20 protein-coding genes are annotated in these 20,500 nt (G+C 62.2%); 7 read left to right on the plus strand and 13 right to left on the minus strand.

What is annotated here, in order from left to right:
* Nucleotides 1-14 precede the first annotated feature (14 nt).
* Nucleotides 15-221 (plus strand): cold-shock protein, encoded by a 207-nt coding sequence (locus tag T8A63_RS15870; protein WP_067265226.1) that lies wholly within the window; start codon nt 15-17, stop codon nt 219-221.
* A gap of 142 nt (nt 222-363) precedes the next feature.
* Nucleotides 364-915, plus strand: coding sequence for a L,D-transpeptidase (locus T8A63_RS15875; RefSeq protein ID WP_322344387.1), 552 nt, complete (start codon nt 364-366; stop codon nt 913-915).
* 313 nt (nt 916-1,228) lie between these two features.
* Here the strand turns inward: T8A63_RS15875 and T8A63_RS15880 are convergent, their stop codons facing one another.
* The 6 genes from T8A63_RS15880 to T8A63_RS15905 form a co-directional block, all read right to left on the minus strand.
* On the minus strand, nt 1,229-2,209 hold the full coding sequence (locus tag T8A63_RS15880) for an ABC transporter substrate-binding protein (protein ID WP_300055517.1): 981 nt from the start codon (nt 2,207-2,209) through the stop codon (nt 1,229-1,231).
* A 27-nt stretch (nt 2,210-2,236) separates the two neighbouring features.
* Nucleotides 2,237-3,076, minus strand: a complete 840-nt coding sequence (locus tag T8A63_RS15885) for an ABC transporter permease (RefSeq protein WP_322345754.1) — start codon at nt 3,074-3,076, stop codon at nt 2,237-2,239.
* Nucleotides 3,076-3,936 (minus strand): ABC transporter permease, encoded by an 861-nt coding sequence (locus tag T8A63_RS15890; protein WP_205570897.1) that lies wholly within the window; start codon nt 3,934-3,936, stop codon nt 3,076-3,078. Before T8A63_RS15890 ends, T8A63_RS15885 begins: the two co-directional genes overlap by 1 nt.
* Nucleotides 3,936-4,721, minus strand: coding sequence for an ABC transporter ATP-binding protein (locus tag T8A63_RS15895; protein ID WP_243261492.1), 786 nt, complete (start codon nt 4,719-4,721; stop codon nt 3,936-3,938). Before T8A63_RS15895 ends, T8A63_RS15890 begins: the two co-directional genes overlap by 1 nt.
* A 74-nt stretch (nt 4,722-4,795) precedes the next feature.
* Entirely contained in the window at nt 4,796-6,256 is a 1,461-nt protein-coding gene (gene hydA, locus T8A63_RS15900; RefSeq protein ID WP_322344388.1) for a dihydropyrimidinase, read from the minus strand.
* A 73-nt stretch (nt 6,257-6,329) separates the two neighbouring features.
* A complete protein-coding gene (locus tag T8A63_RS15905) occupies nt 6,330-7,580 on the minus strand; it encodes a Zn-dependent hydrolase (RefSeq protein ID WP_322344389.1) in 1,251 nt (416 codons plus the stop codon).
* 156 nt (nt 7,581-7,736) lie between these two features.
* Here T8A63_RS15905 and T8A63_RS15910 point away from each other — a divergent pair, with 156 nt between their 5' ends.
* Both T8A63_RS15910 and T8A63_RS15915 read left to right on the plus strand, forming a co-directional pair.
* Nucleotides 7,737-8,375: a TetR family transcriptional regulator C-terminal domain-containing protein gene (locus T8A63_RS15910; protein WP_322344390.1), complete on the plus strand. Its 639-nt coding sequence runs from the start codon at nt 7,737-7,739 to the stop codon at nt 8,373-8,375.
* A 98-nt stretch (nt 8,376-8,473) separates the two neighbouring features.
* A complete protein-coding gene (locus T8A63_RS15915; RefSeq protein ID WP_322344391.1) occupies nt 8,474-8,689 on the plus strand; it encodes a hypothetical protein in 216 nt (71 codons plus the stop codon).
* A 21-nt stretch (nt 8,690-8,710) separates the two neighbouring features.
* On the opposite strand, the gene preA is transcribed toward T8A63_RS15915, so the two are convergent.
* The 3 genes from preA to T8A63_RS15930 are packed head-to-tail and all read right to left on the minus strand — an operon-like array spanning nt 8,711 to nt 11,714.
* Nucleotides 8,711-10,024, minus strand: a complete 1,314-nt coding sequence (preA, locus tag T8A63_RS15920; RefSeq protein ID WP_067623374.1) for an NAD-dependent dihydropyrimidine dehydrogenase subunit PreA — start codon at nt 10,022-10,024, stop codon at nt 8,711-8,713.
* A gap of 25 nt (nt 10,025-10,049) precedes the next feature.
* The gene (locus T8A63_RS15925; protein ID WP_322344392.1) at nt 10,050-11,381 is read right to left on the minus strand and encodes an NAD(P)-dependent oxidoreductase; all 1,332 of its coding nucleotides are present in this window, start codon (nt 11,379-11,381) and stop codon (nt 10,050-10,052) included.
* 60 nt (nt 11,382-11,441) lie between these two features.
* Nucleotides 11,442-11,714 (minus strand): hypothetical protein, encoded by a 273-nt coding sequence (locus tag T8A63_RS15930; protein WP_150121181.1) that lies wholly within the window; start codon nt 11,712-11,714, stop codon nt 11,442-11,444.
* On the opposite strand from T8A63_RS15930, the gene T8A63_RS15935 reads away from it, so the two are divergent.
* On the plus strand, nt 11,713-11,919 hold the full coding sequence (locus T8A63_RS15935) for a cold-shock protein (protein ID WP_067623368.1): 207 nt from the start codon (nt 11,713-11,715) through the stop codon (nt 11,917-11,919). The genes T8A63_RS15930 and T8A63_RS15935 overlap by 2 nt on opposite strands.
* Nucleotides 11,920-11,969: 50 nt before the next feature.
* On the opposite strand, the gene T8A63_RS15940 is transcribed toward T8A63_RS15935, so the two are convergent.
* The gene (locus T8A63_RS15940) at nt 11,970-12,626 is read right to left on the minus strand and encodes an arylesterase (RefSeq protein WP_322344393.1); all 657 of its coding nucleotides are present in this window, start codon (nt 12,624-12,626) and stop codon (nt 11,970-11,972) included.
* Between the two features lie 49 nt (nt 12,627-12,675).
* Here T8A63_RS15940 and T8A63_RS15945 point away from each other — a divergent pair, with 49 nt between their 5' ends.
* Nucleotides 12,676-13,344, plus strand: coding sequence for an ABC transporter ATP-binding protein (locus T8A63_RS15945; protein ID WP_067623362.1), 669 nt, complete (start codon nt 12,676-12,678; stop codon nt 13,342-13,344).
* The gene (locus T8A63_RS15950) at nt 13,341-15,872 is read left to right on the plus strand and encodes an ABC transporter permease (protein ID WP_322344394.1); all 2,532 of its coding nucleotides are present in this window, start codon (nt 13,341-13,343) and stop codon (nt 15,870-15,872) included. Before T8A63_RS15945 ends, T8A63_RS15950 begins: the two co-directional genes overlap by 4 nt.
* Before the next feature lie 32 nt (nt 15,873-15,904).
* Here the strand turns inward: T8A63_RS15950 and gcvP are convergent, their stop codons facing one another.
* The 3 genes from gcvP to gcvT form a co-directional block, all read right to left on the minus strand.
* Nucleotides 15,905-18,751 (minus strand): aminomethyl-transferring glycine dehydrogenase, encoded by a 2,847-nt coding sequence (gcvP, locus tag T8A63_RS15955; RefSeq protein WP_322344395.1) that lies wholly within the window; start codon nt 18,749-18,751, stop codon nt 15,905-15,907.
* Nucleotides 18,752-18,863: 112 nt separating this feature from the next.
* On the minus strand, nt 18,864-19,223 hold the full coding sequence (gcvH, locus tag T8A63_RS15960; RefSeq protein WP_067938476.1) for a glycine cleavage system protein GcvH: 360 nt from the start codon (nt 19,221-19,223) through the stop codon (nt 18,864-18,866).
* 21 nt (nt 19,224-19,244) lie between these two features.
* Nucleotides 19,245-20,378 carry a glycine cleavage system aminomethyltransferase GcvT gene (gcvT, locus tag T8A63_RS15965; RefSeq protein ID WP_322344396.1) on the minus strand — a complete coding sequence of 378 codons (1,134 nt, stop codon included), beginning with the start codon at nt 20,376-20,378 and terminating at the stop codon, nt 19,245-19,247.
* Nucleotides 20,379-20,500 lie beyond the last annotated feature (122 nt).

Consider the following 20,500-nt stretch of genomic DNA (forward strand, 5'->3'; position numbering starts at 1 on the left):
TGGAGACTACGGATATGGCCACTGGCACCGTAAAATGGTTCAACACAACTAAAGGCTTCGGCTTCATTGCTCCCGATGGCGGCAGCAAAGACGTTTTCGTGCACATTTCCGCTGTTGAGCGCGCTGGCCTGACCGGCCTGGCCGACAACCAGAAAGTGACCTTCGACATCGAAGCAGGCCGTGACGGCCGTGAATCCGCGACCAACCTCGCGCTGGCCTAATGGCCGGGGGCCTCGGCCCTGATGCAAGAATTTGACCGACCTGCTGATACCGGCAGGTCGGTTTTTTTATGTCCAGCCTTGCTAAAATGCGCCCCCGTGGCAAAATGCAGGGCGAAACAGCAATAGATTGATGGAGCCTGCCATGCGCCGCCGTAGTTTTCTGACCAGCACCGTGGCCGCAGCCGCCCTCCCCCTGATGGCGCAGGCGCGCACCGCCGCCTACAGTGCCGCCCCGCAAATGGTGCCGATGAAAGCGCAATATGCGCCCGGTCAATTGCTGATCCTGCCGCGCAGTCATTACCTCTATTTCGTAACCGCCCCGGGCCAAGCGATGCGCTATGGCGTGGGCGTCGGTAAAGCGGGATTGGAATTCACCGGCACCGCCACCATCGACGTCAAAAAAGAATGGCCCACATGGCGCCCGACCAATGAGATGATCGAACGCGAGCCGCAGACCTACGAACGTTTCATCGGCAACACCGACGCCCAGCCCGGCGGCCCCGGCAACCCCTTGGGCGCGCGGGCGCTCTACCTGTTCCAGAACGGGCGAGACACCTTTTTCCGCATTCACGGCACCACGCAGCCGAACTCCATCGGACGGTCGGTTTCCAACGGCTGCATTCGGATGCTGAACGAACATGTGATCGATCTCTATCAGCGGATGCCGATTGGGACGAAGGTCACGGTGCTCTAAGGCCAGCCTAGAGGAGAATAAGGGCTGAGCCTTGCGCTGGCCTTTACCGCCCCCATCGGCCCCGGTTCCAAGGGCCATCGTCTGCCCGTGGGGAGGCGATCACAACAGCAGGCAATGCCACTTTATGGCGCAGATTTGATGTGCGGCGGAAAGCGCAGAGTAACTCTCGCCAAATCGCCTACCCGCCGGGACGGGCAGGCGATGGCCCGGCGCCTGCGGCTTGATTCCGGGCCGTGGGGCCACTTGGGAACGTCGCACAAACGAAAAAGGGCCAGCGCGGCGCGCCAGCCCCTCCTCTCATCACCGTCAAAGCTTACTGAAGCGCTTTATCCGTAATGTCATGGGTCCAAGCCCCCTCGGGCGCTTTGGTGATCATACCACCTTCCATGGTAATCTCCGCACTGCGGTCAAACGCGGCTTCGTCCAAGCGGCCATCGCTGCCCTCGGTCAGTTTGGCGATCTCGCCCATCATGCGGGTCTGGTGCTTCTCGGTCTGGGCGCCGGTCTGGTCGTTTTCCAGCACGATGTCGGCGGCTTCCTCGACATTCTCCTCGGCGTATTTCCAGCCCTTCATCGAGGCGCGGACGAAACGCGCCAGCTTGTCGACCATCTCGGGGTCTTCGAGGCTCTCTTCGGTGGTGTAAAGACCGTCTTCCAGCGTCGAGATGCCCTCGTCCTCATACTTGAAGACCACCAGATCCTCGGGCGTCAGCCCTGCGTCGATCACCTGCCAATATTCGTTGTAGGTCATTGTGGTGGCGCATTCGACCTGCTTTTGCAGCAGAGGATCGACATTGAAGTTGATCTTCTGGATCGTCACGCCGCCTTCGGAGCCATCGGTGGCATAGCCCAGCTTGCCCATCCAGCTCATCAGCGGAATCTCGTTCCCGAAGAACCATGTGCCGAGTGTATTGCCGGGGAAATCCTCGGGGCTTTCGATGCCATGCTCTTTGAGGCAGGTCAGCATCAGGCCGGATTTCGCGAAAGGCTGGGCGATGTTCACAATCGGCGCGCCCTTTTCGCGCGCGGCCAGCGCCGAGGGCAGCCAGTCGACCATCACGTCGGCCCCACCGCCCAGAAGCACCTGCACCGGCGCGATGTCCGGCCCGCCGGGCTTGATCGTGACGTCCAGCCCCTCTTCCTCGTAAAAGCCCTTGTCCTTGGCGACGTAATAGCCCGCGAACTGGGCCTGCGTGACCCATTTGAGCTGCAGCGTCAGGTCGTCGGCGGCCTGCGCCACGCCCCCCCAAAGGCCCAAGGCGGCCCCGGCTGCGATCTTCGTGATGGTTTTCATTTTTATCTCCCTGTTGGTTGGTCGTCTTTAGTTCCTCTGGCTGGGGTGCCAAAAGGTCACCCGTCCTTCGATAAGGGCCATGATACCATAGAACGCCGATCCGGCTATTGCCGCGACAACAATCTCGGCCCAGACCAGATCAAGCGCAAGCTGCCCAACCGAGGTGGAGATGCGAAAGCCCATGCCCAGCACCGGAGAGCCGAAGAATTCAGCAACGATGGCGCCGATCAGGGCAAGGGTGGTGCCGATCTTTAACCCGTTGAAGACAAAAGGCATCGCCGCAGGCAGCCGCAGTTTCAAAAGCGTGCGCCAATAACCGGCGGCATAGGTCCGCATCAAGTCGCGCTGCATGGCGTCACTGGCTTGCAAGCCCTGCACCGTGTTCACCAGCATCGGAAAGAACACCATGACCACGACAATCGCCGCCTTGGACTGCCAGCCAAAACCGAACCACATCACCATGATCGGCGCCATGCCGATGATCGGCAGCGCGGCCACGAAGTTGCCCACCGGCAAAAGCCCGCGTTGCAGAAAAGGGAAGCGGTCGATCGCCAGCGCCGTCAGGAACGCCGCGCCGCAGCCGATGATATAACCGCTCAGCGCGCCTTTGATAACGGTCTGCACGAAGTCGACCCAGAGGATATCAAGCGACGACGCCATCCGCGCCCCGATTGCCGAAGGGGCGGGCAGAAGCACCTGGTTGATGTCGAAGCCACGCACCACCCCTTCCCAAACGGCGATGAGCGTGATGCCAAAAACCAGCGGTGCCGCCAGCGACGCACCCCGCGAGGGCCGCTGCCGCGCCAGCCAGACGTTCAGCGACAACCCAGCGATCCATGCGAGAATGGCGAAAAAAATCCAGCCCATCATGCCATCCCCATCCGTTTCAGCGTCAGCCGCTGGATCAGCCCGATGAGCCCGACCATGGCCGCCGCAAGGGCCGCCGCCATCAAAAGCGCGCTCCAGATCTGGACGGTCTGGCCGTAGTAGCTGCCCGCCAGCAACCGCGCCCCAAGGCCCGCCACAGCGCCCGTCGGCATCTCGCCCACGATGGCACCAACGAGAGAGGCCGCGACCCCAACCTTCAGCGAGGTGAAGAAATACGGCATCGAAGACGGTAACCGCAATTTCCAAAAGGTCTGCCACCCGCTCGCGTTCCATGTCCGCATCTGGTCCAACTGCATCTGATCCGGGCTGCGCAGCCCTTTGACCATGCCCACGACCACCGGGAAAAACGACAGATACATGCTGATGATCGCCTTCGGCAGCAGGCCCGACAGGCCCACGGCATTCAGCACCACAATAATCATCGGCGCGATGGCGAGAATCGGAATGGTCTGACTGGCAATCACCCAAGGCATCACCGACATGTCCATCGTGCGGTTGAACACGATCCCCACCGCCAGCAGCGTGCCAAGCGCTGTGCCCATGACAAAGCCAAGGAAGGTCGCGCTGAAGGTGACCCATGTGTGATAGACCAGCGAGCGTTTCGACGTGACCTTCTTCATCACCGTGGTCTCCCACAGTTCGGCCCCGACCTGATGCGGTGCGGGCAGCTTAGGCTTATCCTGCGACCACGTATCGGCCACCAATTCCGAGAATGTCAGCGTCTTGTCCGCCCGCGCCGCCACATCCCGCGCCCATTGCGCGTTGAGCGCGACAGCAGCGCCATACCAAACGACAATCAACAGCCCCACGACCGTAAGAACCGGGATAATGTTACGCATCAATCGTCCCCATGCCCGGCGCGCAGTCCCTCACGGACGCGATGCGCGATCTCAAGGAACTCTGGCGTCTCGCGGATTTCCAAGGGCCGTTCACGCGGCAGCGGGCTTTCGATCACATCGGCGATCCTGCCGGGCCGCGGGCTCATCACCACGATCTTGGTCGACAGATAGACCGCCTCAGGGATCGAGTGGGTGACGAAGGCAATGGTCTTTTCCGTCCGGGCCCAGAGCTTCAGCAGTTGCTCGTTGAGGTGGTCACGCACGATCTCATCCAACGCGCCAAAGGGTTCGTCCATCAGCAAGATATCGGCGTCGAACGACAATGCCCGCGCGATGGAGGCACGCTGCTGCATCCCCCCCGACAATTGCCAAGGGAACTTCTTCTCAAACCCGCTGAGTTCCACCAGTTCCAGCACGCGCTGCACCCGCTCGGCCTGCTCAGCGCGGGGGATGCCCATGATCTCAAGCGGCAGGCGAATGTTGCCGCCGATGGTGCGCCACGGATAGAGCCCCGCCGCCTGAAACACATAGCCGTAAGCCCGCGATTTACGGGCCTCCTCGGGCGAGACACCGTTGATGGTGACCTGCCCGCCGGTGGGCTGCTCAAGGTCGGCCATGACCCGCAGAAAGGTCGTCTTCCCGCAGCCCGAGGGGCCGATGAAGCTGACGAAATCTCCCTTGTGGATCTCAAGGTTCACGTCTTTCAACGCATGGACCGGCCCGTCATTGGTTTGAAAGGTCAGATCTAGATTGCTGGCGCTGATCACGCTCTGGCTGTCATTCACGTATTTTACTTCCCTGTTGGTCGGCCGCTTTTAGCGCGGCACTTTACCTGATTGTCGTGGCGGTTTTACATCGCTCAGATCCCCGCCGGAATGTTCAGCGGATCGCGCTTGATCATCTTGGGGCTGTTGAGCTCCTTCCACTTGCTGAGCGCGACATTGGCGCTTGGGAAGGCTGGGCGCGGCACGAAACGCCCACGTCCCGGCTGCGGCTGGCTGTTTTGACCCCAAGCCCAGATCACCTCACCGCGGCTGAGGGTATAGCGGCTCTGCGCCTTGACCTCGAACCCTTCAAAGACGTTGTAATCAAGGATGGAGTGGTGGTTCGCAGGGCTGATCGTCTTGGTGATCTTCGGATCCCAGACCACGATATCGGCATCCGCCCCTTCGACGATCGCACCCTTCTGCGGATAGATATTGAGGATCTTGGCGATATTGGTCGAGGTCGCAGCGACGAATTCGTTGGGCGTAAGCCGCCCCGTCTCTACCCCTTCGGTCCAAAGCACGGCCAGACGCTCTTCCAGCCCGTTCGAGCCGTTGGGAATGATCCGGAAATCATCGCGGCCTGCACGCTTCTGCTCGGTGCTGAACGCCGCGTGATCCGTCGCCACCACCTGCAAGCTGCCCGCCTGCAAACCAGCCCAAAGGCTGTCTTGGTGGTCTTTCGAGCGGAACGGCGGCGACATGACGCGCCGCGCGGCGTGGTCCCAATCTTTGTTGAAATACTCAGACTCATCCAGCGTCAGGAACTGGATCAGCGGCTCGCCATAAACCCGCATCCCCTTTTGCCGCGCCCGGCGGATCGCCTCGTGGGTCTGCTCGCAAGAGACGTGCACGATATACAGGGGCACGCCGGCGGTATCAGCGATGGTGATCGCGCGGTTTGCTGCTTCGCCTTCCAACTCAGGCGGACGGGAATAGGCGTGGCCTTCTGGCCCGGTGATGCCTTGATCGAAATACTTCTGCTGCAGCTCGGCCACCAGATCGCCGTTCTCGGCATGGACCATCGGCAGCGCGCCGAGTTCCGCACAGCGCTTGAAGGAGGCGAACATTTCGTCATCTTCGATCATCAACGCGCCTTTGTAGGCCATGAAGTGCTTAAAGCTGTTCACCCCCATGTCGACCGCGTCTTTCATCTCGTTAAAGACGTTTTCGTCCCAGCCGGTGATCGCCATGTGATAGCCGATGTCGCTGCAGATCTGCGGCGCGGATTTGCGGTGCCACTCGTTGATCGCGTTCTTGATGCTGCCATCGGCGCCGGGCAGACAGAAGTCCACTACCATCGTGGTGCCGCCCACCGCCGCGGCCCATGTGCCGCTCTCAAAGGTCTCAGCCGCCGTAGTGCCCATAAAGGGCATCTCCAGATGCGTATGCGGGTCGATCCCGCCGGGGATCACATAGGCGCCCTCGGCATCGATATATTCGTCGCCCTTCAGGTCTTCACCGATCTGCTTGATCTTCTCGCCCTCAATCAGGACATCGGCTTTCCATGTCCGGTCCGCCGTGCAAACCATGCCACCCTTGATTACCTTGCTCATCTTCTTCTCCCCATCTTTTCTGGCAATTCACGTCGGGGGGCCGGGGCAGCACCCCAGACCTCCGCCCGCGTGTTCAGCCCTCTATTTCCGCTGTCTCCAGCACCGCGTGGAGCAGCACATCCGCCCCCGCCTTGGCCCAATCCTTGGTGATCTCTTCAGCCTCGTTGTGGCTCAGACCATCGACACAGGGGCACATCACCATCGCCGTGGGCGCCACCCGGTTGATCCAGCAGGCGTCATGCCCCGCGCCCGAAATCAGGTTCATATGGCTGTAGCCCAACCGCTCGGCGGCGTTGCGCACAGCCGTGACACAGCCATCATCAAAGGCCACGGGGTCGAAACCGCCGACCTTTTCAAACTCGATCTGCATGTCCATATCATCGGCGATCTTTTGGCCCTCGTCGCGCAGACGGGCCTCCATATCCTCGATCACGGCCAGTTCGGGCGACCGGAAATCGACGGTAAAGACCGTCTTGCCCGGGATCACGTTGCGCGAATTTGGGTAGACTTCGATATGGCCCGCCGCCCCCACCGCATGGGGCGCATGGCTGAGCGCGATCTCGTTCACCTTCTCCAACACCCGCGCCATTCCAAGACCGGCATCCCGGCGCATCGGCATCGGGGTGGAGCCGGTGTGGCTGTCCTTGCCGGTGATCGTCACCTGCGTCCAGCTCAGGCCCTGACCGTGGGTCACAACGCCGATATCCTTGCCCTCGGCCTCTAGGATCGGGCCCTGTTCGATGTGCAATTCGAAGAAGGCATGCATCTTGCGCGCGCCCACTTCCTCGTCGCCCTTCCAGCCGATGCGCTGCAACTCATCGCCAAAGGTTTTGCCCTCGGCATCGGTGCGCGCGTAGGCCCAGTCCTGCGTGTGAATACCAGCAAAAACCCCCGACGACAGCATCGCGGGGGCGTAACGGGTGCCTTCTTCGTTGGTGAAGTTGGTCACGACGATCGGGTGTTTGGTCTTGATCCCCAGGTCATTCATCGTGCGGAGGATTTCCAATCCGCCGAGTACGCCGAGGATGCCATCGTATTTCCCGCCCGTCGGCTGGGTGTCGAGGTGGCTGCCCACATAGACCGGCAGCGCATCGGGGTCGGTGCCATCCCGCTGGGCGAACATATTGCCCATCTGATCCAGACCCATGGTGCAGCCCGCATCTTCGCACCACTTCTGGAACAGGGCGCGGCCTTCGGCGTCTTCGTCCGTCAGCGTCTGGCGGTTATTGCCCCCCGCCACGCCGGGGCCGATCTGGGCCATTTCCATCAAGGAATCCCACAGACGGTCGGGATCAATCTTGAGGTTCTCTCCGGGCGCGGGCATAGGTCACTCCTCTGTCATCGGCTTGGGCCGTGTTGTTTTTTTACCATTTGGTAAATCCACGATTGCGATTAGGTTAGGCTCTGTCAAGAACTGGTTTGAAACAACCCACCGCCGACCCGGCAAACGCCTTTTTTAGCAGCACCAAGGATCATTGCCTTGCCCGAAAGCACCGCCAAAAAACCCAGCCGCATCCAAAGACGCAACCGCCGGGTGATTCTGGATGCCGCGCTCGAAGTCTTTTCCAAACATGGCTACCGGGGTGCCACGCTGGATCAGATCGCCGCCGAGGCTGGGCTGAGCAAACCGAATATTCTCTATTACTTCAATGGCAAAGAAGACATTCACGTCACTTTGCTGTCGCAGCTGATGGAAACATGGCTCGACCCACTGGTGGAACTGGACCCCGAAGGCGACCCCCGGAGCGAGATTTTGGACTATGTCGAACGCAAGCTGACCATGTCGCGCGAACTGCCGCGCGAGAGCCGTCTTTTCGCCAATGAAATCCTGCAAGGCGCGCCGCGGATCGAGCCAGAGTTGAAGCGCCACCTCAAACCGCTCTTTGACGAGAAATGCGCCGTGATCGCGGGCTGGGTGGCAGCGGGCAAACTGCCCCCGCTGGACCCGCAACATCTGATTTTCTCCATCTGGGCCACAACGCAGCACTACGCGGATTTCGAGGCGCAGGCGCAAATTCTGCTCGGACCCGAGACCGATCCCCGCCCCCGCGCGCAGGCGCATCTTCAGGCGATGTTTGGCGCGCTTTTGGACCTGCCGGAGCCATCGGCAAACGGTTAACCATAGCCGCCAGAGATGGACCGCGTTTAATCCCCCATTAACATTTCCGCCGCAATCTGCCTACGGGTGTGGGCTCCTTAGTGTTTAAAGGGGCAGTGATGAATGTAGGCGATTTTAACGGCGCAGGGTCTGCGCGAAATGCGAAGGGGCTGGATGCAAAGGGGTCTGATGAAGCGGCGATCACGCGACCGATCCCGCGCGAAGAGATGGCGCGGGATGCGGCCATGGCAGTGATTGCGGCGCGGCGCGATCTGGCACGGATGGTCCCGCAGCCATCTGCCGAAACCACCGCCCCGTCGCGCAGAAACTCCTGAACGCAGGGCGGCGGCCTTGACTTACTCTGCCGGTTCAACCGCTTTGGCAGAGGGGTTGTTGGGGTGCGTGGTCCAGTTGGCGTAGTCCGGCGTTACCGTCTTGCCAGTGCGCAGGTCGGTGGCACCTACGGCCAATTCTTCCATTGAGATACAGTCTTCGACAGGACACACATTGACGCAAAGGTTACAGGCCACGCATTCCTCTTCGATCACGGTAAAGGTGCGATCCTCCGACATGGCGATGGCTTGGTGGCTGGTATCCTCGCAGGCGGCAAAGCAGCGGCCACAAGAGATGCACAAGTCCTGATCGATCTTCGCCTTGGCGACGTAATTCAGGTTCAACTGGTTCCAATCGGTGACGTTCGGTACCGCGCGGCCCACAAGCTCATCGACCGAGGTCATGCCCTTCTCGTCCATATACTCCGACAGGCCCGAGATCATCTCTTGGACCACCTTGAAGCCATAGGTCATCGCCGCCGTGCAGACCTGCACGTTGCCCGCGCCGAGGGCCAGAAACTCCGCCGCGTCGCGCCATGTGGTGACGCCACCGATGCCGCTGATCGGCAGGCCGTGGGTCTCAGGATTACGCGCAATCTCGGCCACCATGTTGAGCGCAATGGGCTTCACCGCCGGGCCGCAATAGCCGCCATGGGTGCCCTTGCCGTCGATCATCGGTTCTGGCGCAAAGAGGTCCAGATCGACCGAGGTGATCGAATTGATCGTGTTGATCAGGCTCACCGCATCCGCGCCACCGCGCTTGGCGGCCTCGGCGGGGTAGAGCACATTGGTGATGTTCGGCGTCAGCTTCACGATCACCGGCATCCGCGTGTACATCTTGCACCAGCGGGTGACCATCTCGATATATTCCGGCACCTGCCCCACGGCGGACCCCATGCCGCGCTCGGCCATGCCATGGGGGCAACCGAAGTTCAGCTCAATCCCGTCGGCCCCGGTTTCTTCCACATGCGGCAGGATCGCTTTCCACGCTTCCTCCTCGCAAGGCACCATGATCGAGGCAATCAGCGCCCGATCCGGGTAGTCGCGTTTCACCGCCTTCATCTCGCGCAGGTTCACTTCCAGCGGGCGGTCGGTGATCAATTCGATGTTGTTGAGCCCCAGCAGCCGCCGGTCCGCGCCATAGATCGCGCCATAGCGCGGGCCATTGACGTTAACCACGGGCGGGCCTTCCATGCCGAGGGTCTTCCAGACCACCCCGCCCCAGCCCGCCTCATAGGCGCGGCGCACGTTGTATTCCTTGTCCGTCGGCGGCGCCGAGGCCAGCCAGAACGGGTTGGGGGATTTGATCCCGATGAATTCGCTTCTCAGATCAGCCATGTTATGTCTCCCTCTCGGCGCGGCCTCAGCCCGCCGCCCCCATCAATGTGGTGTGAATGTCCATCGCCGCGTCGCGGCCCTCGGCCACGGCGGTCACGGTGAGGTCATCACCACCGCTGGCGCAATCGCCCCCGGCCCAAACGCCATCCAGACTGGTGCGCCCGGTGCCATCAACCTTGATCTTGCGCCCGTCGAGTTCGGGCAGCCCGTCGCCCAACAGCGTTTGACCGATGGCCTTGAACACTTGATCCGCTTGCAGGCGCAGGGTTTGGCCGGTGCCCTTCATTGCCTCATCGACATATTCAAACTCGATCTCGCGCACCGAGCCATTGCCATGCACCGCGATCGGCACCGCATGGGTCACGATCCGCACCCCTTTGGAGGCGGCGAGGTCTTGCTCAAACACACTCGCGTTCATCCGGTCCCGCCCACGGCGGTAGACCAGCGTCACGTTCAGCGCGCCCAGCAGTTTCGCCTGCACCGCGGCATCGACTGCCGTCATGCCGCCACCGATGACCACCACGTCGCGGCCAATCGGCACGCCTGACATGTCGCCCGACTGGCGCAGTTCAGAGATGAAATAGACCGCATTGGCGACCCCGGCCTTATCCTCGCCTTCGGCCCCAAGCGCATTGACGCCCACCAGCCCCATGCCGAGGAAAACCGCGTCATAGTCGGTCTTCAATTCCTCAAGCGTGACATCGCGCCCCACAGCAACCTCGTGCCGGAAGGTGATGCCACCGATTTGCATCAGCCAATCTACCTCGGCCTGCGCAAAGCCGTTCGGCGTTTTGTAAGCAGCGATGCCATATTCGTTAAGCCCGCCGGGCTTGGGCCGTGCGTCAAGGATTTCGACCTCATGGCCCAGCATCGCCAGACGGTGGGCGCAGGACAGACCCGCCGGGCCTGCGCCGACGACGACAACGCGCTTGCCCGTAGGGGCCGCACGCTCAAACGGATGTTTGCCCTGTTGTTGCAGATGGTCCGTCGCATAGCGCTGCAACTGGCCGATCAAGACCGGCTTGCCCTCGGCCACTTCGCGCACGCAGACTTCCTCGCAAAGCGTTTCGGTCGGGCAGACCCGTGCACACATGCCGCCAAGGATGTTCTGGCTGAGGATCGTCTTGGCCGCCGCATCGGGGGTGCCGGTGGCGATCTGGCGGATGAACAGCGGAATATCGATGTCGGTCGGACAGGCCGTCATGCAAGGTGCGTCATGGCAGAAGTAACAGCGGTCCGCCGCGACCAGAGCCTCATGTTCGTCCAAGGGTGGATGGAGATCCGAAAACCCCTCTGCGTAGTTCTGCGGCTCTAACCGCCCCGGAACGATCCCCGGCTCAAAGACATCTCGTGCCATATCAAAATCCCTGTCGTTTTCTTGGTGTTTTGAAAATGCTCACACGGAATCATTTTTTTATCAACTGGTAAATTTTTGAAAAGCGCGACTTCCCGAAAAACCCGTGACACCTGCCAGTTTTGTAACAGGCAGGTTATATTTCATGGGCGCTTCCTTGCTTGCCCCATGCCGCCCCGTAAAAATCCTTGATTTTAAAAATAGAGATTCCAATATCACAACTGCGACGCGAAGACTTTTCGACCCGGCTGCCCTAAGGCTCCAGCGATCACGAATTCGACCGAGCCGCGCTGCCGCATGTTGCGGGCAGATCAGACAGAGGGAGACACGGGTCATGGCTACTGGCACCGTCAAATGGTTCAACACGACAAAAGGCTACGGCTTCATCGCGCCGGACAGCGGCGGCAAAGACATCTTTGTCCACATTTCCGCAGTAGAGCGCGCAGGCCTGACCGGGCTTGCCGACAATCAAAAGGTTACCTTTGATGTCGAAGCAGGCCGTGATGGCCGCGAAAGCGCGAGCAACATCGCGCTGGCCTGACCGGGCCACATTTTGATGATTGAAACGGACGCTGCGGCGTCCGTTTCTTGTTAGCGGATCTCTGCGGCCTGTGCGGCAAGCTTGGCCACCGCCGGGCCGATGTCCTCCACGATCAGCGCCACGCCTTCGGCATTGGGATGGATACCATCCCCTTGAAAATAGCGTTGGATCGTCTCGCTTCGCGCGCTGGCCGCGCCCTTCTCTTCGGCCAGAAGTCCGGTAAAGAAATCCGGGTAGAACTGCGTTCCATGGGCTTCGGCCAAGTCGGGATAGAGCGCTTCGAATTCGGCCTTATACCCCGCGCCGTAATTGCCCGGTGCCGACATGCCGACCAGCAGCACCTCAACCTCGGCGCGCTTTGCCGCCGCAAGAATGTCATCGATGTTGCCGCGCGCCTGCGCCGGGTCCAGCCCGCGCAGCATGTCATTACCCCCGAGCGTCACGATCATCGCGTCAACTTCGGGCGTCAGGGTCCAATCCACCCGCGCCCGCCCGCCTGCCGTCGTATCGCCCGAAACACCCGCGTTGACGATTTTCGCCTCAACGCCTTCGGCATCCAGCCACGCCTGCAATTGCGGCACGAACCCCTCTTCGGCGGGCAGGCCATAGCCTTGGGTCAGACTGTCGCCAAGGGCGGCGATCACCACCTCTTCGGCCTGTGCCGCGCTGCCTAAAATAAAGGCACAACAGATCAATACCTTGCGCATCCTTCACGGACCTCCATATCCAACTGATACTCAGAACAAAGGCGGCCCGATGAGCGACCCAGTCTATGACCTTCAAGATGTCACGTTAAGCCTCAAGGGCAATGCCGGAACCGTCGATATTCTGCGCGGCATTTCGCTGCAGGTCCAGCAAGGGGAAAGCATCGCGCTGACCGGGGCGTCGGGATCGGGAAAATCTTCGCTGCTGATGGTCATGGGCGGGCTTGAGCGTGCCACGGGCGGCAAGGTCATGGCCCTTGGCCATGATCTCAGCGCGCTGCGCGAGGATGGGTTGGCCCAGTTTCGCCAAGGCCGCATGGGGATTGTGTTTCAGTCCTTCCACCTCATTCCCACCATGACCGCGCTGGAAAATGTCGCCACCCCGCTGGAGCTTTCGGGGGCGGAGGACGCCTTTGACCGCGCGCGCAGCGAGTTGGAGGCCGTCGGTCTTGGCCACCGGATTGATCAATACCCTGCGCAGATGTCAGGCGGCGAGCAGCAGCGCGTGGCCCTCGCCCGCGCCGCCGCCCCGCGCCCGGCGATCCTGCTGGCGGATGAGCCGACAGGCAGCCTCGACAGCCGCAATGGCGCAGCGATCATGGACCTGCTGTTTGAACTGCGCGACCGCCATGGCGCGACGCTGGTGCTGGTGACCCATGCCGACGATCTGGCCGCGCGTTGTGACCGGGTGGTGCAATTGGCCGACGGGCGTCTCGCATGAGCCTGTCCCTCGCGGCCCGTTTCGCCCGCCGTGAGATGCGCGGCGGATTGCGCGGTTTTCGTCTGCTGCTGGCCTGCCTCGCGCTCGGCGTGGCCGCTTTGGCCGCCGTAGGCTCGGTCCGCGCTGCGATTGAAGCGGGGCTGGAAGCCGAGGGTGCCGCACTTTTGGGCGGCGATGCCGAACTTGATTTCACCTATCGATCGGCCAGCCCAGATGAGCAGGCGTGGATGGCCGAGCGGGCCGAACGTGTATCCGAAATCGTTGAGTTCCGCTCTATGGCCGTGGTCGGCGCGGGGGACACCTCTGAACGCGCGCTGACGCAGGTCAAGGCGGTGGACGACCTCTATCCATTGATCGGTGAGATGGTGTTGGACCCTGCCCTGCCGCTGGAGCAGGCGCTTGAGACCGGTCCCGAAGGACGGCCCGGTGCCGTGATGGAACGTGCATTGTCGGACAGGCTCGGCCTTGCCCCGGGGGATGTTTTTGCCCTCGGCGAAACCGAATTTCGCCTGACGGCCCTGATTGAACGCGAACCGGATTCCGCCGCCAGTGGCTTCTCGCTCGGCCCCCGCACGCTGGTGCGGCGCGCCGCGCTGGATGGCTCGGGCCTGCTCGCACCGGGGACGCTCTTTAACAGCAAATATCGGCTCGATCTGCCCGAAGGCACCGCGCTTGACCCGTTGGAATCCGAGGCCGAGGCGCGGTTTGCCGAGGCCGGGATGCGCTGGACCGATGCCCGCAACGGCGCGCCCGGCGTGGCGCGTTTCGTCGAACGGCTCAGCGCCTTTCTGGTGCTGGTGGGGTTGTCGGGCCTCGCGGTGGGCGGGGTTGGCGTGGCGGCAGCGGTGCGGGCCTATCTGCAACGCAAGACCGCCGTGATCGCCACCTTCCGCGCCATGGGCGCGACGCGGGCGACGATCTTTCAGACCTACTTCATTCAGGTCGGGCTGCTGGCCGTGATAGGCGTGGCGCTTGGCCTGCTGATCGGTGCTGGGCTGCCGCTGGTGCTTTCCCCGCTGATCGAAGCGCAACTGCCCCTTCCCGCCCGTTTTGCGATTTATCCCGCCCCGCTGGCCGAGGCCGCGCTATACGGGTTGCTCACGGCCGCGCTTTTCACCCTTTGGCCGCTGGCCCGAAGCGCTGACGTGCGTGCCGCCACCCTGTTTCGCGATGACTGGCAGCGCCAATCGCCTTTGCCCGGCGCGCCCTACCTTGTGGCGATGGCGCTGCTCTTGGCCGCGCTCTTGGCGCTAGCGGGCTGGTTTAACGGATCGTGGTCGCTCACGCTTTGGACCCTTGGCGGTTTGGCGGCGACACTGGCGGTGCTGGCGCTGGCGGCAGCCGTGTTGCGGCTGATCGCGCGGGCCGCAGCCAAGCGCGTGCGGGGGCATCCGCGCCTGCGGTGGGCGCTGGCGGCGATTGGCGGGCCGGGCGAAGGGGCCACGGCGGTGGTGCTGGCGCTTGGGTTGGGCCTGTCGGTCTTGGCCGCAGTGGGCCAGATTGACGGCAATCTGCGCCGTGCGATTTCGGGCAATCTGCCGGATGTGGCGCCGTCTTATTTCTTTGTCGACATCCAGAAGGATCAGATCGACGGTTTCACCGAAAGGCTCACCAGCGACGCGGCAGTCGGCCGGGTTGAAAGCGCCCCGATGCTGCGCGGCGTGGTAACCGAGATCAATGGCCAGCCGGCCCAAGAGGTGGCGGGCGATCACTGGGTGGTGCGCGGCGACCGGGGCATCACCTATGCCGCAAAGCCGGGGGAAGACACGCGGATCACGGCGGGCGACTGGTGGGCCGAAGACTACACCGGCCCGCCGCAGATCAGCTTTGCCGCCGAAGAGGCCGAGGAACTGGGGTTGAGCCTTGGCGACAGCCTGACCCTCAACGTGCTGGGCCGCGCCATCACCGGCGAGATCACCAGCTTCCGCGAGGTTGATTTCTCCACCGCCGGGATCGGCTTTGTGCTGACGATGAACCCCGCTGCACTGGCCGGCGCGCCGCATAGTTTCATCTCAACCGTCTATGCCGAACCCGAGGCCGAAACCGCGATCCTGCGCGATTTGGCCGAAGCCTATCCCAACATCACCGCGATCCGGGTGCGCGATGCAATCGACCGGGTGGCGGCGGTGCTGGCGGGGCTGGCCTCGGCGATTTCGTTCGGGGCGCTGGCGACGCTGGCAACCGGCTTCATGGTGTTGATCGGCGCGGCAGCCGCAGGCACGGGAGCGCGCAGCTATGAGGCGGCCTTGCTAAAAACCATGGGCGCTTCGCGACGCACCATTGCCAGCAGCTTTGTACTGCGCGCAGCCCTGCTGGGTCTCTTTGCCGGGGGCGTCGCGCTGATGGCAGGCATCGCGGGTGGCTGGGCGGTGAGCCATTACGTAATGGAGACCGATTTCACTGTGATTTGGCCCAATGCGCTGATGATCATCGCAGGCGGGGTGCTGGCGACGGTTCTCGCGGGCTTGGGCTTTGCGCTAAAGGCGCTGAACGCCCGGCCTGCGGATATGCTAAGGGCGCAGGAATGATCCCGCGCCCTTTGGCTGTCTTGGTGGTCTGATCACTCCGCCGCTTCGGCGTAGTCCTCCAGCGGCGGGCAGGTGCAGATCAGGTTGCGGTCGCCGTGCACGTTGTCGACGCGGTTGACCGGCGGCCAGTATTTGTCGACGCGGAAGGCACCGGGGGGGAAGCAGCCCTGTTCGCGGCTGTAAGGCCGGTCGCCCCATTCCACAACCAGATCCTCCACAGTATGCGGTGCGTTTTTCAGCGGGTTGTTGGCCCGGTCCATCCGGCCCTCTTCGATCTCGCGGATTTCCTCGCGGATCGCCAGCATGGCGTCGCAGAAACGGTCCAACTCGGCCTTGGTCTCTGACTCCGTCGGCTCAACCATCAGCGTGCCCGCCACCGGCCAAGACATCGTCGGCGCGTGGAAGCCGCAATCGACCAGACGTTTGGCGACATCCTCGTTGGTGATGCCCGCGGTTTCCTCATAGGGGCGCACGTCGATGATGCACTCATGCGCCACCCGACCGCTCGGCCCTTTATAGAGCACATCATAGGCCCCTTCGAGACGCTTGGCGATGTAGTTGGCATTGAGGATCGCGGCGCGGGTCGCCTGCGTCAGACCGTCACCGCCCATCATCAGGCAGTAAGACCAAGAGATCGGCAACAGCGAGGGCGAGCCGTAAGGCGCCGCCGAGACCGCGGCCCCCTCTTCGTTCGGGTGGCCCGGCAGATGCGCGATCAGATGCGATTTCACACCGATCGGACCCATGCCGGGGCCGCCGCCGCCATGCGGGATGCAGAAAGTCTTGTGCAGGTTGAGGTGGCTCACGTCGCCGCCCAGATCGCCGGGGCGCGACAGGCCCACCATGGCGTTCATATTGGCCCCGTCGATATAGACCTGCCCGCCGTGATCATGGGTGATCTTGGTCACCTCGTGCACGGTTTCCTCGAACACGCCGTGGGTCGACGGGTAAGTGATCATGCAACCGGCAAGGTTTTCGCTGTGCTGCTCGGCCTTGGCGCGGAAATCGTCGAGGTCGATGTCGCCGTTGGCCGCCGTCTTGATGACCACGACCTTCCAGCCCACCATCTGCGCGGAGGCCGGGTTGGTGCCATGGGCGCTCATCGGGATCAGGCAGATGTTGCGATGCCCTTCGCCCTTGGCGCGGTGATAGGCGGCGATGGTCAAAAGCCCCGCATATTCGCCCTGCGCGCCCGAGTTCGGTTGCATCGAAATCGCGTCATAGCCGGTGATCTCGCACAGCTTGTTCGACAGATCGTCGATCATTTCCTGATAGCCAAGCGCCTGATCGGCGGGCACGAAGGGATGGATCAGCGAGAATTCACGCCACGTCACCGGCATCATCTCAGCCGCTGAGTTCAGCTTCATCGTGCAAGACCCCAGCGGGATCATCGCCCGGTCCAAAGCCAGATCACGGTCCGCGAGGCGGCGCATGTAACGCATCATCTCGGTCTCGGCCCGGTTCATGTGGAAGATTGGGTGCGTGAGGTAGTCGCTCGTGCGAACCATCGCGTCGGGCAGGCGGTACTCAGGGGTGAAATCATCATCCGCCTGACGGATGCCAAAGGCGCGCCAGACCGCTTCGATGGTGTCGGGACGGGTGCGCTCGTCCAGGGTGATGCCAACCTTGGTCGCGCCCACACGGCGCAGGTTGATGCCTTCGTCCACGGCGGATTTCATCACCGCGGCCTGCAAGGGGCCGACCTCGACGGTGACCGTGTCGAAATAGCTCTCGGGCTGCACGTCAAAGCCCGCGGCCTCCAGGCCCTTCGCCAGACGCACTGTCTTGCGGTGGATGCGCTGCGCGATGGCCTTCAAGCCTTCCGGCCCGTGGAACACGGCATACATCGACGCCATGACGGCCAGCAGCGCCTGCGCGGTGCAGACGTTCGAGGTCGCCTTCTCGCGGCGGATGTGTTGCTCGCGGGTTTGCAGCGACAGGCGGTAAGCGCGGTTGCCATGGGCGTCGATTGACACCCCAACAATCCGCCCCGGCATGGCGCGCTTCATGGAATCCTTGCAGGCCATATAAGCAGCATGCGGGCCGCCATAGCCCTCGGGCACGCCAAAACGCTGCGTGCTGCCCACGGAGATGTCGGCCCCCATCGCGCCCGGCTCTTTCAGCAGGGTCAGCGACAACGGGTCGGCAGTAACGATGCCCACGGCCTTGGCCTCGTGCAGGGCCGCCATGTGATCGGTGAAGTCGCGCACATGGCCGTAGGTGCCGGGATATTGGAAAATCGCGCCGAAGACCTTCTCGGCCTCCATCTCTTCGGGTTCACCGACGATGACTTCAATGCCCAAAGGCTCGGCACGGGTCTTCATCACGGCGATGTTCTGCGGGTGGCAGTTGGCGTCGATGAAGAAGCCCTTGGCCTTCGACTTCGAGCTGCGCAGCGCCATGGTCATCGCTTCGGCGCAGGCGGTAGCCTCATCCAGAAGCGACGCATTGGCGATTTCCAACCCGGTAAGGTCGCTCACCATGGTCTGGAAATTGAGCAACGCTTCCAGGCGGCCCTGCGAAATCTCGGGCTGATAGGGCGTGTAAGCGGTGTACCACGCGGGGTTCTCAAGAATATTCCGCTGGATCGCCGGAGGCGTGACGGTGCCGTGATAGCCCTGCCCGATAAGGCTGGTGAGCACCTTGTTCTTGCCCGCAACCTTGCGCATGTGCTCAAGCACCTCGCGCTCGCTCATCGCCTTGCCGAAATCAAGTGGCTGTTTCGCACGGATCGCCTTGGGCAAGGTGTCGTCGATCAGCGCATCAAGGCTTTCGGCGCCCACGGTGTCGAGCATCTGCGACATTTCGGAAGGGGACGGGCCAATGTGACGCCGGTTGGCGAAATCATAGGGCAAATAATCGGTGGGCTTGAAGCTCATGTCGGGTTCCTCGTCACGGCGCGGCAGCGGCGCCCCCTGTTTATGGCGCGCCGCCCAAAGCGGGCGACGCAGGTGATCAGCAGCGCGCCGGTCCCCCGGCACGCGCAGCGGTTTAGCCGATGAATTTCTGGTAGGCGGCTTCGTCCATGAAGTCGTCCATCTGGCTGGCATCGGTGAACTTCATTTTGAAGAACCACGCCTCGCCCTGCGGGTCATCGTTGACCATGCTGGGGTTGTCCGTGAGCGTGCTGTTCACCTCAGTGATCTCACCGTCGATTGGGGCGAGGATGTCCGACGCCGCCTTGACGGATTCGATCACGACAACTTCGTCATCCTTGCTGACGGTGGTGCCTTCGTCGGGCAGTTCCACGAAGACGACATCGCCCAACTGCTCGGCGGCGTGTGTGGTGATGCCCACGACCACTTCGTCACCCTCGACGCGCAGCCATTCATGTTCTTCGGTAAATTTCATATCAGATTTCCCTGTGTAGATTCAGCGTTTGAAGTTCGCCGCGACGAACGGCATTTTCGTGACAGTCAGTGGCAAGCGCTTGCCGCGCACCTCGCCCCAAAGCGGCGTGTCGACCTTTGCATGCTCGGCGGTGACATAGCCCATGGCAACGGGGCCGCCAACCGTCGGACCAAAGCCGCCAGAAGTCACTGTGCCAACCTCATTACCGCCCTCGGCTGCATCGAAAATCGCCACACCCTCACGCATTGGCGCCCGGCCCTCGGGCAGCAACCCCACCCGCTTGCGCGGCGCGCCGCCGGCCAGTTGTTGCAAGATCACGCCGGCACCGGGGAAACCGCCTGCACGCTCACCATCATTGCGGCGTACCTTCTGGATTGCCCAGTTCAGTGCCGCCTCGACCGGTGTGGTGGTGGTGTCGATGTCATGACCATAAAGGCACAACCCGCCCTCCAACCGCAGACTGTCACGCGCGCCCAGACCGATGGGCTCGACCTCTTCCAGCGCCAAGAGCTTGCGCGCCAAAGCCACGGCATCGTCATTCGCGACCGAAATCTCGTAGCCATCCTCGCCCGTATAGCCCGAGCGCGACAGGGTGACGGTGATCCCGTCAATGTCGACATCCTTGGCAACATCCATAAATTTCATATCCGCCACCAAGGGCTGCAAGCGGGCCAGCGCCGCTGCGGCCTGCGGCCCCTGAAGGGCCAGAAGCGCACGGTCATCCAAAACTTCGATATCACAACGATCCGACAGCGCCTCTTTCATCAGGGCAATGTCATCATCCTTGCACCCGGCATTCACAACAACGAACAGATGATCACCCAGATTGGCCAACATCAGATCGTCCAAGATACCACCCGTGGCGTCCGTGAACATCGCATAACGCTGGCGCATCTCGGCAAGCCCCAGCACATCAACCGGCACGAGGCTCTCCATCGCCAAGGCCACATCCTCATAGCTGCCAGACTTGGCCCGCAGCACGACCTGCCCCATGTGGCTCACATCAAACAACCCGGCGGCGGCGCGGGTGTGCAGATGTTCTTTCATCACGCCAAGAGGGTATTGCACGGGCATTGAATAGCCCGCAAAGGGCACCATCTTGGCCCCCAGTTCCACATGCAAATCATGCAATGCCGTCTGCTTGAGCTCGCTCATCCGGTTCGCCTTTCCTGTCGCTTCCGGATGACCTTTTGACCATGCCGGCACCTTAGCGCCGCTAACGCTGCGCATGATGCCCCCTCTGTCCTTCCGCCTGAGATCGTTATCCCTTCGGCGTG

It is taken from the genome of Sulfitobacter sp. OXR-159, from assembly GCF_034377145.1.
Taxonomy (GTDB): domain Bacteria; phylum Pseudomonadota; class Alphaproteobacteria; order Rhodobacterales; family Rhodobacteraceae; genus Sulfitobacter.